Source organism: Portibacter lacus (assembly GCF_021533215.1).
In the GTDB taxonomy this organism is placed as follows: domain Bacteria; phylum Bacteroidota; class Bacteroidia; order Chitinophagales; family Saprospiraceae; genus Portibacter; species Portibacter lacus.
Genome location: NZ_JAJNKA010000002.1, coordinates 504,833 through 521,852, shown reverse-complemented (window position 1 = coordinate 521,852; position 17,020 = coordinate 504,833). Strand labels below are relative to the sequence as shown.

The following is a 17,020-nucleotide window of genomic DNA, read 5'->3' as shown; positions in this document are numbered from 1 at the left end:
GTTTACATGGTTTGTTGAATCTGAATATACGAGATTCGTTTGATTTCTTTTAACAAATTGTGAAAATGATGCTCAGTAGTCAGCGGATTCATGATAGAAGTTCTTAAGTAAACATGTCCGTTAAGTATGGTCTGAACAATATAGAATTTCCCTTCTTCTAATATCTTCTGACGTATTCTTGAATTCACCTCATCAGGAGAATCAGTAATTAAGCGAAAGCAAATGATGTTTGCTTGCGGCTGTAATGCTAATTCAAACATGGGATCATCATCAATGATCTGTGCAAACTTTGCTGCATTATCATAGAGTGTATCCACCAGTTCTTCGAAAACTTCTGCCCCGGAATGTCTTACAATCGCCATCATTTTAATGCTCATCATCAATTTCGTGCATTCGAAGGTGCGTTTTCCCGAGTTATGCCAGTCATACTGCTCCGATTCATCAAACAGATATTCCGCTTTCTGACGGAAAGTGGCTAAAGTATGGGCTCTATTTTTGTAAAGCACAGCTGTACATAGCGTCGGCGTCATCATCATTTTATGACAGTCGACAATGAAGGAATCTGCTTTTTCGACTCCTTTTAGTAAATGCTTGTATTTCTTAGAAAATATAGCAGATCCTCCATGTGCACCGTCTACATGCAACCAGATATTATTCATCTGGGCAAATTCTTTGAACGCTTCTATTTCATCATATGATCCTGTAGAGGTAGAGCAAGAGCTTGATACGATTGCGAACACATGGATGCCATTAGCTTCAGCTTCTTCTAGTTTTTCGGTCAATTTTTGAGCAAGGACGGAGTAATCATCTCCTACAGGAAGTTTAATGATTCCCTCACTGCCTAACCCCATAATTCTAGCAGCTCGATCTACAGAATAGTGAGCCTGTTCAGAGACCATGATCCCTAGTTTCTGATTACTATTCCCTTCATCCCAGACATTGGTTTTTACACTTCTTGCTGTTATAAGAGCGGTAAGATTTGCTAGCGTTCCTCCCGAAGTCATAAAACCCGCTGAATTTTCATCATAACCTGCTGCTTGACAAATTAGGTCCGTCGCCATTTTTTCTAAAGGATTAGAAGCGCCGCCCATTTCGTAAACCGCCATTCCATTGTTCAGAAGGTCAGAAATCAGTCCACCAAAAGCAGCTAAAGGTGCTGGAGCACTAACTTGATGTCCCATATAATTTGGATTGTGCAGATGAATAGAGTCTTCAATAACTTTCTTGAAATAATCTATTAAGCTGGCATCCTTCTTCATAAATTCCTTCCAAGAGGATAGAGCAAGTTCTGGATCCTTATAATTATTAACAGGGATCTTATCTGCGGTAGCTTTTCTTAGATAGTCCGATAGAAAGGTTATAAGCTCCTTCCCGATGGATTCGAATTGATCTGGATTATAGAGGTCAAGTAATTTACTCATAAAAGCTAATTTGAAAATCAAAGATTAGCATTTAATCTAAAATGTTTTTAGTTTTTAACTGAAACTAATTAGCCAATTATCATTTCCTGCACTAATATTACCTAGATTCCCACTAAATGAAATCCTAGTTTTAGTTTTTCATCATTTTCGGTCTAGAAAATTCACTTCCAGATTTCCATTCTGGCCATTGCTGCGAATTCGCCAATTTCGAACCTACATTATAGTAAAGTTGGCCATCTTGCAACATACCTTCGAAATTCCATGAGTCAGCATCATAATTATCTGCTGGAGCATGGTACCTCTTAGCAATATAATTCTCTGAAAATTCTTTTACATATTCTTTACCTTTCTCCTTATGGTCAAAACCTCCAGAACCATAAAATACAGGTACACCTTTTTTCGCAAATGAAAATTGATCTGAGCGGAAAAAATAACCTTTTTCAGGTTCTTGTTCAGCTATCGTATATCGATCTTGCTTCTTTGCTTCAGCAGCAGCAATGTCATCCATATCTGAATAACCCATTCCAGTGATACTTAGGTCTTTCATCGCGCCAGCAGGATTAACGCCGTCCATGTTTAGATTAGCAACTGTTTTGTCAAGCGGGAAAAGTGGATTTTCTGCATAATATTCAGAACCTAATAATCCTTGTTCTTCAGCGGTAACAAATAAAAAGACGACAGATCGTTCAGGTGCTTTTTCTTTATTGGCAAACATTTCACTTATAGCTAATACCGTCGATGTGCCACTTGCATTATCGAGTGCTCCATTATAGATTGAATCACCATTCACAGGGTCTCCTGTACCTATATGATCCCAGTGTGCTGTATATAAGATGTATTCATCGGGATACTTTGAGCCTGGAAGATATCCAATCACATTGCTAGATTCACAAGTTGAATTAGTTGTTTCCATTTCTACTGAAACTGTAGCACCTAATTCAACTGGTTTGAATCCTGGTGTTCTTGCAGCTTTTATCATTTCTGTGAGGTCTTCACCGCTTTTCTTAAACAGCTCTTGAGCTTTATCTATCGTAATCCAGCCCTTCACGCTACAATCATTATCCCGATTAATTCCGGCAAGATTCTGCTGAGGACCCATCCATGAACTCTGCACTACGAACCACGGATATCCCGCCATGGAAGTCTGGTGTATGATTAATAAGCCATCTGCTCCCACTTTATCTGCAAAATCATATTTAGTACTCCATCTACCACCATAAGTCATCGTATTCCCTTTGAAGAAGGTAGAATCCTCTCCACCGAATCCTGGATCATTAACGAGCACCACTGCCGTTTTTCCTTTCATGTCTATTCCAGCATAATCATTCCAATTGTCCTGTTCAGAGATTATCCCGAAACCACAGAAGACCAATTCAGATTCTAATAGTTCAGCTTTATCTACCGCACGCTCAGTATGAACGACATAGTCTGTCCCTGGGTTAAGACTCATTTTTCCTGCCTTTGTAGAAATAGACATATCGTTGGTCAATTTAGTATCAATTTCAAGGAGTGGGACCGTTTGTAGATATGAGTCTCCATTTCCAGGAGTAAGGCCCATAGCTTTCATTTCCTTAACAAGATAATCCACCGTCTTTTCTTCTCCGATGGAACATGGCATTCTACCTTGAAATTCGTCAGAAGCGAGTGCAGCCATATGTCTAGCAATTGTGCTCTGTTCAATGCTTGGTGTAACTTCAGTAGGTGAGCAAGATATAATACATGCCAAGGTTAAAAGAAATGTTAGAATTTTCATATTGGTTTTTTTAGTAAATATAGCGAATAACAATAGATGAACTAAATGCTAAGGATGTGCAGCAACCCAAACCTCTCCATCTTCGAAATATTCTTTCTTCCAGATAGGTACCGTTTCCTTTAAGGTATCAATGCAAAATTCACATGCTTCAAATGCTGCTTTTCGATGAGCAGAAGAAACGGCAATAATTACAGGGATTTCTCCTATAGCTAATTTGCCAGTTCGATGATGAATCACTATGTGTAAGATGTCATAGCGATCTTTTGCCGCTGCTGCAATTTTATGCATTTCTTTCTCGGCCATTGGTCCATAAGCCTCAAAATCTAGATATTTTACAGTCTTAGAAGAAGTATGATTTCTTACCGTTCCGATAAATACTACGTGACCTCCTGCTTGGTCATCGAGAATTAGTTGTTCGCATTCTGAAGGAGAAAGTTCCTGATCTGTTAGTTTAATATTAATCATTAGCCTCCGCTTACTGGTGGAATAATAGCAACTTCATCATTTTCACTGAGCTCGAAATCATCAGATTGATATTCTTGATTGACCGCAATATCAAATTTCGATAACTTCTCAAACGATGGAAATTGATTGCTTAATTGTTTTTTGAGATCTGCTATGCTTATAGAATGCTCTACCATATAACTGCTCTGTGTATAACCCAGTATATCTTTAGCAATTCCAAAAGCAAGTAGATCAATTTTCATAACTTTAAATTAGTACATTTTATCAGATCATCCGAAAAATGATTCTATTCTTCTAATTTTTCCTTCAGTGCTTTCCATGGCAGAATTATACAATCCAGCCTGCCTCTAAATGTTTCTTTGTTTTCGAATACCTTAAGCATCGGATCGTTAATCGACAAGTTTTGGTCTATGGACTTAAGAAACTCATTTATGATTTCCAACTTTTCTTGGTCAGTCTTTCCCTCTAATCTTCTAAGCATAAAAGACGTAGAAGCTTTAGAAATGGTGCAACCGAAACCATGAAAATGCAAGTCATTCTCTGAAAGATACAGGTCAAATCGATCTCCACAAATCGGATTATATGCTCTGATCTGCTCTAAACTCCCTTCTCGCTTCTCAAAATGAAAAGGGTGCTTGGCTTCCTCCAGAATCTGTTTTTTATATATCTGATCTAAATTACTCATCCGAAATACTTTTTCATAGATTTTACAGCATCTACTATCTTTTCAACATCGCTAAGATCATTGTAGATCGAAAATGAAAACCGAACACTTGCGTGAATATCATATTTTTTCATAATTAATTGTGTGCAGTGATGTCCTGCTCTTACTGCAATGTTTTTACTGTTCAGAAAAGAAGCAGCATCGTGTGGATGAATTTCACCAAAAGTCGCAGATACAATTCCAGAAAGATCTTTTGGATTCCCTAAACACTGAACTCCGATTTCCGATAATGATTCTCGAAGCTTTATGGCTAACGAATGGGTATGCGTAATACATTGACCTAAATCCAAACCTTCCAGATAGGTTAAGGTAGCATGCATTCCAGCAACCTGAGCAAGAGGTGGAGTTCCAGCTTCGAATCTCGAAATGTCCTTTCTGAACTCAGCGTGCTGTTCCTCGACCTCGGTTACCATCCCACCTCCTAAATCAAATGATGGTAGTTGATCAAGAAATTTTTGCTTCGCTAATAAGACACCAAGACCACTTGGGCCAAACATTTTATGTGCTCCGAAAACAAATGCATCAGCATTGATCTTGCTGATCGAATCTCTGTGAAGTAAACATGATTGTGCTGCATCAACTATAAAGATGCAATTGCGACCTGCTAGTAAATTTGCCACTTTAGAAAGATCGTTGATGCTGCCTAGAGTATTCGAAATATGCACGAGGGATACGACTCGGGTCTGATCATCTATTAAGGATGCTAGATGCGCTAAGTCTAAGTCACCAGTGTCAGTCATGCGAGCAACTCTAAGTTCATTATGCAGCGCTTGCCATGGCAGTAAATTAGAATGATGTTCCATTTCGGAAACGACGATATTGGAATCGTTCTCGAGTATTGTGGAAATGGCACGTGCGAGTTTATTTATTCCATCAGTAGTGCCGCCAGTAAAAATAGCTTCCTCCTTATTGTAAAATTGACATAACTTTAACCTAGTATTGTGGTAGATCTCATCTGATTTTACACCTAGATCATAAACAGCCCGATGAACATTAGCATTGGAAGTTTTGTAGTAGTCGGAAATGGCATCGATTACATTGCTTGGTTTCTGGGTAGTAGAGGCATTATCAGCAAAGACCAAATCCGGGTAGTGGTCGAAAATGGGAAAATTCTTCTTTATGTCTGATGAATTAAACATATATTCCAAATAAACAGTTAATTTTCGAAATAGTTAAACATTCAGCTTGTTAAAAGATAAATACAATAGAGTCGCAGATTACCTTAGAATTGCAGTAACAGATCGCTGTAATCTGAGGTGCACGTATTGTATGCCGGAAGAAGGCATAAAGTATGTCCCGAAGGAAGAGTTGCTAAGCTGGGAGGAGCTATTGAGATTGTCTAGAATATTTGCGAAAGAAGGGGTTTCGAAAGTTAGGATCACAGGAGGAGAACCATTGTTGAGAAGAGATATTATGTTTTTCATAAAGGGGTTGTCAGAGATCGACGGAATCGAAAAAATTAACTTGACCACTAATGGGACAGTTACTGGAAAATACCTGGATGAACTGTGGAAATATGGAGTTCGAAGTATAAACCTAAGTTTGGATACTCTTGATAAAGAGCGGTTTTTTGCAATAACTAGACGTGATGAATATGACGTCGTCATGGAGTGCTTCTACCGAATGATTGATATGGGATTCAGTGTGAAAATCAATTGTGTGGTGATGGCTGGAATTAACGATCAGGATATTATTCCTTTGGTTAAGTTAACACAAGAGCTTCCGGTCAGTGTTCGATTTATCGAAGAAATGCCATTTAATGGAGAAGGGAAGGAAAAGGGGCACTTAGTATGGGACTATAAAAAGATCTTGTCTGAAATAGAATCTACGTTTCCGAAGATCAACAAATTACAAGATCCTGCGAATTCTACAGCTTATAATTATCAATTAGAAGGAGGTCAAGGTTCTTTCGGAATCATTGCTGCATATAGCCGAACGTTTTGCGGAAGTTGTAATCGAATTCGACTTACACCGAAAGGGGTGGTGAAAACTTGTCTTTATGATGAAGGCGTGTTTAACATCAAAAACATCATGAGAGCAGGCGCTACCGATGAGGAAATTTCATTAGCAATCTATGAAGCTGTATCGGGCAAAGCAAAAGATGGATTCGAAGCGGAAAAGAAAAGAGCATTAAACTTCCCAGTAAGTGAGAGCATGAGCACGATAGGAGGCTAGAGTGTTAAGCCAGCTTGATTTTTTTAGGTCAATGTTTTATCCGCGTGACGCAAGGAAGTATAATCCAATATTATAAAATCTAAAGAATCACATATATTTCTTACTTCTTAAATTATCCGCTTAATTTCCAATATCCTTTAACTCTTCGAGAGACTTAATTTCATAATCAGGCTTTTCTATTAACTTGTCAAATATCTTTCCACTTCGATTTACCCAAACAGTAGTGTAACCGAAAAAATTAGCTCCGGCAATATCCCAAGCATTAGAAGAAACAAAAAACATCTTGCCTGGCCCTGTATTATAGTGAACCGTTGCCATTCTATAAACTTTGGGTGATACCTTAAATTTCTGTGCTTTAGCAGCGTAGAAAATTTGATCTATATATTTTCCAATTTCATTTTCGGAAACAGCATTTCTAAGCGTTTCGAGTTCCCCATTGGACATAATACTACATGTTCCTTTGAGCGAAGAAAACATCAACTTGGCATCTTCGAAGAGACGAGGGTGTTCATAAATATCCATTAGAATAGGAAGCACTTCATCTAATTCTATATCAAAGGTGTCACAACAAAAGTGAATGGCCTTATTAACAATATTATTAAATCCTTCCCATTGTTCTGCGAGAGCTGTTAACCAGCTATACTCGAGTATCTTCTGTCTCCACAAATCTAAAAATGCTCCTTTTACACTTCCTAGTACGGCATTCAGCTTTTCGCTTTCGGTATCTATTTTAAAGAGTGTACCATAAGCATCAAACACAATAATCTTTTCCATATTGAAATGTACAACCTTTGTTACATTTTTAAAAACTTCTTATAGATTACTGAATCTTTTCCTTCCATTCTTACGAAATAGATACCAGGTGTTAAGTCGCTCATATCTACTACTTGATTATTTTTTCCAGCAATATCGGTGCGTTGTAATTTTCTACCGTTCGCGTTGATAATTTCTAAATTTTTAGGTTCGAAATCTGTGGTTACCCATTCAATTTTTAATTGATCCACAACTGGATTTGGGTAGATTTTAAGCTCTAACGCTTTTTCTAAGTCTGTGACACTGGATGTGCTAATCGTGAATTCAACAAACTTGGTACAATCTAGGCCATCTACTATTTTTACAAAATGTTCACCATCCGCTAAATCAGAAACTTCAGATCCTTCTATATCATTATCCCAAGTAATTATGAATGGAGGAGTTCCACCTTCTATCTCTAGAGATGCATCATTTCCTGTAATGTTTAGTGTGTGGACATACGCAATATCGTGATCTACTTCTATAGAAAGTTGGGAGCTGCAACCGTTAGAACCAGTTACTGAAAGGCTGTAGATGCCCGCTTGTGAATAAGGTGCATTTAGCTCTGTAGAAGAATAATTGTCAGGTCCCGTCCATAGGATCGTAGGGTCTTGAGCATTCGTTACTACTCTGAAATTACGAACTCCAGCATTGCAATCTAAGAAACCCTCGCTCAAACTAAGATTTGGATCTTGGTTGTCGATGTTTACGGTTACAGTTTTAAAAGCAACGCATCCTCCTTCACTTGTAACAGTAAAGGTGTATTCTCCTGCAATTTCAACTTCAGGATTGCTAATCGAAGTTGCGAAACCGTTAGGACCTTCCCATCTAAAAGTGGCATTTTCTATATTGGTAGTACCTAAAAGGATAACCGAGCTGTTATTACAATTGATGTCTCCTCCAGTTGCATTGACCGTTGGGAATTCACCGTCACCCATTACCTCTACGGAAGATTGGCCAGCACAACCATTAGCGGCAATGACACTTAGCATATAGACACCTGGTTGACTAACTGTTGGATTCTGGAGCGTTGATGTGAAATCATCAGGTCCCGTCCAAAAGAAAGATACGGTATCAGTAGAGGTGTTTCCCATTAAAGTAATGGTATTCTGTGTACAAGTTAAGAGGCCATCAACTGTTGCATTGGCATCGGGTACTTCAGAATCACTTATTACATCGAATGAAGCCATAGAAGTACAACCGTTTTCAGAAGTTACATTAAGAGTATATGTGCCAATTTCAGTTATTACCGGTTCTTTTTCGTTTGAAGTAAAATTATTAGGTCCAGTCCATGAATAAGTGGTAACACCTTCGGACACTTCTGTAGCGAAAGTTACATCGGTTGTTTGACATCCTATCGGTCCTACGAAAATAGAGACAGTAGGAATAATGTTATTAGCAGCTACCGTAGAGGTTGCACTTCCAGCACATCCATTTTCATTAACGGCCATTACTAAATACTCTCCTGGTTCAGAGACTGTGATACTTTCACCATCTGCTGTAAACCCATTAGGTCCAGACCATATAAAAGTGATGTTTTCACTGGTTGTCGAAGCTGTCAATTCAGTAGACGTATTTACACAGTCCACACTTCCATCATTGACACTGACTTCTGGCGCATCCATATCTGCAGAAACCTCAACAGCCATAGTGGAAGAACAACCATTAGGTCCAGTCACTATTAAAGTATAAGTACCTGCTATAATCGCAATAGGGTTTTGTATTTCTGTTGTGAAATCTCCAGGCCCAGTCCATGAATAGGTAGCACCTTCTGTCGTAGAATTGCCGCTTAAGGTCGTTTGCCCGGAAACGCAATTGATGATACCTCCCTCAGCGCTAATATCTGGAACACTTAGATCAGAGAGAATTTCAACAGTTTCAGAATTCGTACAAGAATTACTTCCTGTCACGGTTACAGAATAAGTACCTGGAGTTGACACAACAATAGTTTCATCTGAAGAGGTGAATCCATCAGGGCCTGTCCAAGAAGCTTCACCTTCCACGCTTAATTCAATTTCTGATTGCGCACAAGATAAGATTCCTTCTGAAAGTATAATTTCAGGAGGACTTGTATCGTCTATAACCAAAGCATCTGCACTTCCCGAACAGCCATTTCCAGATTGCACATTAAGTATGTAATTACCTGGTGTACTTACTGTTGGATTCTGCATATCAGAAGTAAATCCGTCAGGTCCAGTCCAAGAAAATGTTACCCCAGATGAAGCGGAACTTCCCATTAATTGAATAGATGTGGTCTCACAGTTTATTGTGCCACCTTCTGCACTTACATCGGGAATATCCGTATCCCCTATTACCAATGCTGATGCAGTAGAGCCACATCCAGCTGCATTAGTAACGGTTAATATATATTCTCCAAGGCTTGAAACCATCGGATTCTGCATATCAGACATAAACCCTCCAGGCCCAGTCCAAGAATAAGAAGCACCACTTGCTGTAGAAGAACCAAAAATTTGGACTTCAGTAGCTTCACAATTTAATGTTGCACCCATTGCGGTGGCATCTGGAGGACTAGAAAAAGCAACTGTTTTTTCTGATTCATAACAACAGCCATTTTTACTTGTTATAGTTACTTTATAAGTTCCAGAAGAACTTACACTAATTGCTTGAGAAGATGCACCTGTAGACCAAGCGTAAGATTCTCCGATATTTCCAGGGTCTATAATATAATTACTTGCATCACAAATTTCTATAGGAGCTCCAAGGTTAAACGAAAAGTCGCTAATCACAGTGACCTCCCAATTTGCAGTGGATTCATTTCCTGATTCATCTGTTGCTGTCCATGAATAAGAATGTATTTCTGCAGGTGCTCCAAGTGTACAATTACCAATAGCTAATGATGAAGCAGCTGTTAAAGCTGGAGAGCCATCACAGTTATCATTTATTATTGGACTAGGAATAGTGGGGAAGTTATCGTTACAATGAATGGTCACGTTAGGCGGAATATTGGATAAAATGGGCTTTTCATTATCTTTAACAGTTATGTTAAAGGAGCAATCAGAACTGTTGTTTCTTGCATCAGTAGCTTTAAACGTTACTTTCGATATCCCTTGCAACAAGTTAGAATAAGTTAGCGAAACACCATTAGGAACATTATTAACATTTGTTGTTGATCCATCTGGAGAAAGTAAAGTGAGATTATAGGAAGAAAGATCACAATTATCCATAGCGATTGGACTTATCGCAGAGGTGGATCCTAGACAATTACCGGATCCGGTAGATACCGTTCGATTAGGTGGACATGCAGATAATTGGGGTGCAGAGTCTATTTGTCCCACATTTTTACACCCTGCAGCATTACCTGAAATAGAAATAGAAGATGGATTATTATCTAATATAGGTAGCATGAAACAACATGAGGCTAATTTTGGATTATTTGTAATGGTAACCGCATTAACGGTATTAAGATTTGGATGACCGCTAACAGATGATAGATTTGGATTATTAAGGATATTATAGATACCATTCCATGTGCCTTGTTTTATTGATTGCAATTTTTCAAAACCACTTATAGAAGTTAAATTTTGACAACCAGAAATATTGAGATATTCGCAAGATGTCAGATTTGCAAAACCATTAATAGTTGTTGAAGAAAGATTTATTATTTCTATTACACGAGATGAAGTAACATTATTGAAAACATTGAAATCACTAACAGGAACTTGAAATGCAATGCTTATACCACTCCCCAAGGTTGTTAGTGCACTTAAAGCACTTATGTTGGTGAGTTTGGGAGAATCATGAATATATAGAAATTCTCCAATATTCGTTAGTTGAAAAGGAAAATTATTATGATTTAAAGTGGTGATATTAGGACAGTTACCAATTTCGAACCTATTCCCAATACTTACAATTCCATCTAATCCATATAATGATGGAATATTAGGACAGTTGCTGACTATGAGTCTTCCCGATATCGTGGCACCTGGTCCATGTAGAGTTGTCCAAATTGGATTTAGATCTGTAATGTTTCCAGTTCCTCCATCATTTATAATTAAATCTCCATTGATACTTGTGCAACTAAAGGCATTAACTTGAGCTTGTGTGGTTAAGGTTACAGTAGCACATACTTGTCCATAACTATGAAAGCTGAACAAAAGTAGGAGGGAAAAGAGAAAAAATTTAATAGTAGCACTAAATAATAGATTAGATGATTTCATTTGGCTGAGATTTGTAATTATTAGGTTTTTTGTAAATAGGTAAATGTTTCATTCCTTTTCCTAAAGAAATTAGAGTATCAAGATACAAAAAATCGAATTGCGAAATTTTAAATATTGAATAATTTCTGAGTAAAAAAAATGATTAATGTAAATATAGTCTTTGCATTTAAGTGTTGTAATGGATTTAATTTTTAAAATTTACCACAATACCTTTATTAATTCGCGAAGTATTTCATATTTTAAATTTTTATTCTGAAATCGTAAAAAATATGAAACTAAACGGAGATCATGTATTAAAAGCTCCCCGAAATGTCGTGTGGGATATGTTAATGAACCCTGATCAACTTGTAAAAATCACACCAGGAATATCTGAATTAAACAAAAGAGATGAGACTAATTATGAAGCAGTCTCTGAAGTGAAGATAGGTCCGGTAAAAGGAAAATTCAAAGGTGATCTAGAGCTCAAGGATTTGGTAAAGCCAGAGAGCTTTACGCTTGTCGTCACCCAACAAAGTAAAATTGGAAATGTAAAAGCTGATGTTGTGATTCATCTTGATGAAGTTGGAAATGGTGATACCCAAATCACATTTGACGGAAATGCTCAGATGTCTGGGTTATTAGCTAGAACTGGAGCAAGAGTTGTTTCAGGCGTTGCAAATTCTTTGACGAAGCAATTCTTCGAAGCATTTGATAAGGAAATTGAATTAATGAATACATAAATAATAAATATTAGCCAATGGAAATTACAGTTAAAGTTAATGGCAAACAAGTAACTCGTGAAGTAGAAGGAAGAACCACCTTATCTACTTTTTTGCGAGAAGATCTTAGTTTGACTGGTACACACATAGGTTGCGATACCAGTGGATGTGGCGCATGTACAGTACATGTGGATGGTAAAGCAGTGAAGTCTTGCACCTTGTTAGCAGGTCAGGTAGATGGTTGTGAAGTTAAAACCATAGAAGGTTTGGCAGAAAACGGGAAAATGCATCCACTTCAAGATTCATTTAAAGAAAAACATGGTCTCCAATGTGGATTTTGTACGCCAGGGATGATTATGCTGGTAAGTGATTTTTTAGAAACTAACCCATCGCCCTCTGAAGATGAAATAAGGCATGCCTTAGAAGGTAATTTTTGCAGATGTACAGGATATCATAATATAGTAGCAGCGATAAAAGATGCTGCTGAAACGATGTCTGCTTGATTCTAGAACGTGTAATTATTAATTTAAAAATCTAAGAAATGTCATTTATAGGAAAATCAGTAAAGCGTATTGAAGACAAGCGCTTTTTAACTGGAAAAGGAAAATATACAGACGATATAAAATTAGTTGGTATGACTCATGCCCATATCGTTAGATCACCATATGCTCATGCTAAAGTTTTATCTATCGACACTGCTGCGGCAAAAGCCCATGACGGAGTCGTTGCAGTTTTTGTGGGTTCTGATATAGAGGGAATCGTAGGTGTACCTACTGGCTGGCAAGTCAATTTTAAAAACGGTGATACCATGAAGGAGCCAGCGCATCCGCTATTGGTAAGAGATAATGTTAGACATGTAGGTGATGCAGTGGCTGTAGTAATAGCAGAAACGAAAGAAATCGCTAGAGATGCTGCCGATTTGGTAGAAGTGGATTATGATGTGATGGACGCGGTTACGGATCCGAAGAAAGCAACAGCACCAGGAGCACCTCAAGTTCACCCGGATGCACCGAATAATATATGTTTTGATTGGGAGTTAGGAAATCCAGTTGAAGAAGTGGATGCTGCATTAGCATCAGCACATCATGTGACGACATTAGAATTTATTAATCAACGAATGATTCCAAATGCTATGGAACCCCGAAGTGCTATCGGCCATTATGATGATGCTTTGGATAAATATACATTATATACCTCTACTCAAAATCCGCACTTGATAAGATTGCTCTTATGTGCATTTGTGCTAGGAATTCCAGAACATAAAGTACGTATCGTTTCTCACGATGTGGGTGGTGGTTTCGGAAGTAAAATATTCCATTATACAGAAGAAGCTTTGATGGTCTGGGTTTCGAAGCAAATAAATCGTCCAGTGAAATGGACTTCAGACAGAAGTGAAGCATTTATGACTGATGCTCACGGAAGAGATCACGTGACAACAGCTAATATGGGATTTGATAAAGATGGGAAGATTGTCGCATTGAAATCTGATACCTTTGCAAATATGGGAGCTTATCTAGCAACATTTGCACCAGCGGTTCCTACTTATCTGCATGGTACTTTATTGCAGGGACTCTATACTACACCATTAATAAATGTTAATGTGGTAGCCGCATTTACACATACGAATTCAGTAGATGCTTATAGAGGCGCAGGTAGACCTGAAGCCACTTATTTATTAGAACGGCTGATTGATCTAGGTGCTTTAGAAATGGATATGGATCCGGCAGAATTAAGAAAAAAGAACTTTATACCTGCTTTTGATGGAATAGAACAACCAGGTTATCAAACACAAGTCGCCCTTCAATACGATTCAGGTGATTATCAGCCAGTCTTAGACAAAGCGCTAGAAATGGTTGGTTACGAAGATTTTAGAGCTGAACAGAAAAAGAGTTTAGAAAATGGCAAGTTGCTTGGAATTGGGTTTTCTACATATGTGGAAGCTTGTGGTATTGCGCCTTCCGCTGTAGTGGGTGCTTTAGGTGCTAGAGCAGGATTGTTTGAGTCCGCTCAAGTGAGGGTTCAGCCTACAGGAAAAGTAAGTGTATATACTGGATCGCATTCACATGGTCAAGGCCATGAAACGACTTTCGTTCAAGTTGTCGCTGATAAACTAGGTATTCCTATGGAAGATGTGGACTTGATTCACGGAGATTCTGACGCGGTGGCTTTCGGAATGGGAACTTATGGTTCACGATCCTTAGCAGTAGGTGGAAGTGCAATTGTGAAGAGTATCGAAAAAGTATTAGAAAAAGGTGCGAAAATAGCTGCACACAAACTAGAAGCCTCTGTAGATGATCTAGATTATGCTGAAGGCAAGTGGACCGTTAAAGGAACAGATCGATCGATCGCTTTTGGTGATGTTTCGCTTACAGCATATGTTCCTCATGATTATCCTGCAGACCTAGAGCCTGGATTAGACTTCAGTTCTTTCTATGATCCTGCTAATTTTACCTACCCATTTGGATGTCATATCGCTATCGTGGAAATTGATAAAGAAACAGGTAAGGTGAAGTTGAAGAGATTCATAGCGGTAGATGATGTAGGAAATGTTATAAACCCAATGATCGTAGATGGTCAGATTCATGGAGGTCTTGCGCAAGGAATAGGCCAAGCTTTACTCGAAGGAGCGATTTATGATGAAGGAGGACAATTGATTAATGGATCATACATGGATTATACGATGCCAAGAGCTGATGATTTGCCAAGTTTTGAAATAGATCGTACCGTAACACCGTGTCCACACAATCCACTAGGAGTGAAAGGTGCAGGTGAAGCAGGATGTATCGGTTCTACACCAGCTGTGGTTAATGCTGTCATCGACGCATTATGGAAGGCGGGTCATAAGGTAAAAGATATACAAATGCCAATGACTTCTGAACGTGTATGGAATGCCATGAATAATTGATTTAATGGCAATTAATTTTTAATTAAAAAAATAGAAAAATAATGATACCAGCATCATTTGAATATAAAAAAGCAAATTCTATTCAGGAAGCACTAGCAATGCTCGGTGAGGATGATAAAATCCTAGCAGGTGGGCATTCCCTTGTGCCAGCAATGAAGTTAAGATTGAATATGCCTGAAGCTTTAGTAGATATTTCAAAAATTGAAGCAATTCAAGAAATTAGAAATAATGACCAGACCATAACAATAGGGGCTGGGGCGACACATGCAAGTATTTCTAGAAATGAAGATCTTAAAAAACATGCACCCATGGTTGCAGAAGTTGCAGGCATGATAGGTGACATCCAAGTACGAAATAGAGGAACAATAGGAGGTTCGATTGCACACGCAGATCCTTCAGCTGACTGGCCTGCGGTATTACTTGCGGCAGATGCTAAGATTGTAATCGCTAGTGCAAATGGCAATAGAGAAGTGGATGTAGATCAATTTTTTAAAGGATTTTATGAAACAGCTTTAAACGATAATGAAATTATCACCAGCATTAAAATTCCTAAAAGTGCAGCAAATGCCAATTCGTGTTATATGAAATTTGTACAGCCTGCATCGCGGTTTGCAATCGTAGGATGTGCAGCAGCTATTGCGAAAGACAATGGGACTGTTTCAGCTGCTCGAATAGCATTTACAGGTGTTAGTGATTCAGCGTATAGAGCTAAAGAAATCGAAAATGCACTAAAAGGTGGTGATCTCAGTGCTGATCATATCGAAACAGCTTGCGCCGGCGCTACTGCAGGAGTAGACGTGATGAGTGATCATTTTGCATCAGAGAAATACCGAGCTCATTTAGCATGTGTATATGCTAAGAGAGCAATCAGTCGACTCTGAGAACAATTAGAAAATTAAACCGTAAGAAGATCTACGGGTAGACATTATAAATGCTTAGGTCATGCAAATGAACTAAGCATTTTTTAATGAATAAAATATGTATTGACTACCTTTCCTTCTTACTTCATAGAAAAAAAATTAGGTTATGACGCTTCAAGAAGTAGCTAGATTACTTGAGGAAAACCATTATATCTCCGATGAAAAAATAACCATGTCGGTTTTTCTTTCTATATCATTGAACAAGCCAATATTAATAGAAGGACCTCCAGGCGTAGGGAAAACTGAAATAGCGAAAGTACTTGCGAAGGCGCTAGAAACGGAATTAATTAGATTGCAATGTTACGAGGGTTTAGATGTGAATCAATCTATCTACGAATGGAATTATCAGCATCAGTTGCTTTACCTGAAAATGGATGAGAGTGAGAAAAGTCTCGAAGAAAAAGAGGAGACTATTTTCAGTGAGAAATTTTTATTGAAAAGGCCGCTTTTGCAATCTATTTCTAAAGAAACATCACCTGTATTATTGCTCGATGAGATAGATCGAGCAGATGAAGAATTTGAAAGTTTCTTATTAGAATTACTTTCTGATTATCAAATTTCAATTCCAGAGTTAGGAACCATAGCTGCGAAATCCATTCCGCACGTCATACTAACGTCTAATAGAAATAGGGAGTTGTCTGAGGCGCTGAGAAGAAGGTGTTTATATCTTTGGATTGATTTCCCTGACTTTGAAAAAGAAAAGCAGATCGTTGAACAAAAAGTGCCACAGATTAATAAGCGCCTTGCTGCTCAGATTGTTTATTTTATGCAAGAGCTAAGAAAGTTGAGGTTACAGAAAGTGCCAGGAATTGCAGAGACTTTAGATTGGGCATTAGCATTGAGTAATATGCATTTCGATGCGCTAGATGTGAAAATTATTGAATCCACACTAGGGATTATTATAAAAGACTGGCAGGATACGCGATTGTCTCAGGATTCCCTTTCTGAATTATTTGATAAAGTTAAGGTTAAAATGAAAGTGCATTAAC

14 protein-coding genes are annotated in these 17,020 nt (G+C 38.1%); 6 read left to right on the top strand and 8 right to left on the bottom strand.

What is annotated here, in order from left to right:
- Positions 1-2: 2 nt before the first annotated feature.
- The 6 genes from L2586_RS04600 to L2586_RS04575 form a co-directional block, all read right to left on the bottom strand.
- Positions 3-1,421, bottom strand: coding sequence for a pyridoxal phosphate-dependent decarboxylase family protein (locus tag L2586_RS04600; protein WP_235291615.1), 1,419 nt, complete (start codon positions 1,419-1,421; stop codon positions 3-5).
- A gap of 130 nt (positions 1,422-1,551) precedes the next feature.
- Positions 1,552-3,174: a M28 family metallopeptidase gene (locus L2586_RS04595; protein ID WP_235291614.1), complete on the bottom strand. Its 1,623-nt coding sequence runs from the start codon at positions 3,172-3,174 to the stop codon at positions 1,552-1,554.
- A gap of 48 nt (positions 3,175-3,222) precedes the next feature.
- Entirely contained in the window at positions 3,223-3,639 is a 417-nt protein-coding gene (locus tag L2586_RS04590) for a molybdenum cofactor biosynthesis protein MoaE (protein ID WP_235291613.1), read from the bottom strand.
- Positions 3,639-3,881, bottom strand: a complete 243-nt coding sequence (locus tag L2586_RS04585; RefSeq protein ID WP_235291612.1) for a MoaD/ThiS family protein — start codon at positions 3,879-3,881, stop codon at positions 3,639-3,641. Before L2586_RS04585 ends, L2586_RS04590 begins: the two co-directional genes overlap by 1 nt.
- A 44-nt stretch (positions 3,882-3,925) precedes the next feature.
- A complete protein-coding gene (locus L2586_RS04580; protein WP_235291611.1) occupies positions 3,926-4,324 on the bottom strand; it encodes an iron-sulfur cluster assembly scaffold protein in 399 nt (132 codons plus the stop codon).
- Complete coding sequence (locus tag L2586_RS04575) at positions 4,321-5,502, bottom strand: aminotransferase class V-fold PLP-dependent enzyme (protein WP_235291610.1); 1,182 nt, start codon at positions 5,500-5,502, stop codon at positions 4,321-4,323. The genes L2586_RS04580 and L2586_RS04575 overlap by 4 nt, the downstream gene beginning before the upstream one ends.
- 46 nt (positions 5,503-5,548) lie before the next feature.
- Here L2586_RS04575 and moaA point away from each other — a divergent pair, with 46 nt between their 5' ends.
- Positions 5,549-6,538 carry a GTP 3',8-cyclase MoaA gene (gene moaA, locus L2586_RS04570; RefSeq protein ID WP_235291609.1) on the top strand — a complete coding sequence of 330 codons (990 nt, stop codon included), beginning with the start codon at positions 5,549-5,551 and terminating at the stop codon, positions 6,536-6,538.
- A 120-nt stretch (positions 6,539-6,658) separates the two neighbouring features.
- Here moaA and L2586_RS04565 read toward each other — a convergent pair whose 3' ends face one another.
- Both L2586_RS04565 and L2586_RS04560 read right to left on the bottom strand, forming a co-directional pair.
- Positions 6,659-7,312, bottom strand: a complete 654-nt coding sequence (locus tag L2586_RS04565; RefSeq protein WP_235291608.1) for a haloacid dehalogenase type II — start codon at positions 7,310-7,312, stop codon at positions 6,659-6,661.
- 20 nt (positions 7,313-7,332) lie between these two features.
- Positions 7,333-11,508: a T9SS type A sorting domain-containing protein gene (locus tag L2586_RS04560; protein WP_235291607.1), complete on the bottom strand. Its 4,176-nt coding sequence runs from the start codon at positions 11,506-11,508 to the stop codon at positions 7,333-7,335.
- 269 nt (positions 11,509-11,777) lie between these two features.
- Between L2586_RS04560 and L2586_RS04555 the strand changes: the two genes are divergently transcribed.
- From L2586_RS04555 to L2586_RS04535, 5 genes are all read left to right on the top strand, one after another.
- Positions 11,778-12,227, top strand: coding sequence for a CoxG family protein (locus tag L2586_RS04555; RefSeq protein WP_235291606.1), 450 nt, complete (start codon positions 11,778-11,780; stop codon positions 12,225-12,227).
- 17 nt (positions 12,228-12,244) lie between these two features.
- Entirely contained in the window at positions 12,245-12,709 is a 465-nt protein-coding gene (locus tag L2586_RS04550; protein WP_235291605.1) for a (2Fe-2S)-binding protein, read from the top strand.
- Positions 12,710-12,747: 38 nt separating this feature from the next.
- Positions 12,748-15,111, top strand: a complete 2,364-nt coding sequence (locus L2586_RS04545) for a xanthine dehydrogenase family protein molybdopterin-binding subunit (protein ID WP_235291604.1) — start codon at positions 12,748-12,750, stop codon at positions 15,109-15,111.
- Positions 15,112-15,152: 41 nt separating this feature from the next.
- Positions 15,153-15,992 carry an FAD binding domain-containing protein gene (locus L2586_RS04540; protein WP_235291603.1) on the top strand — a complete coding sequence of 280 codons (840 nt, stop codon included), beginning with the start codon at positions 15,153-15,155 and terminating at the stop codon, positions 15,990-15,992.
- Between the two features lie 145 nt (positions 15,993-16,137).
- Positions 16,138-17,019: an AAA family ATPase gene (locus L2586_RS04535; protein ID WP_235291602.1), complete on the top strand. Its 882-nt coding sequence runs from the start codon at positions 16,138-16,140 to the stop codon at positions 17,017-17,019.
- Position 17,020: the final 1 nt, after the last annotated feature.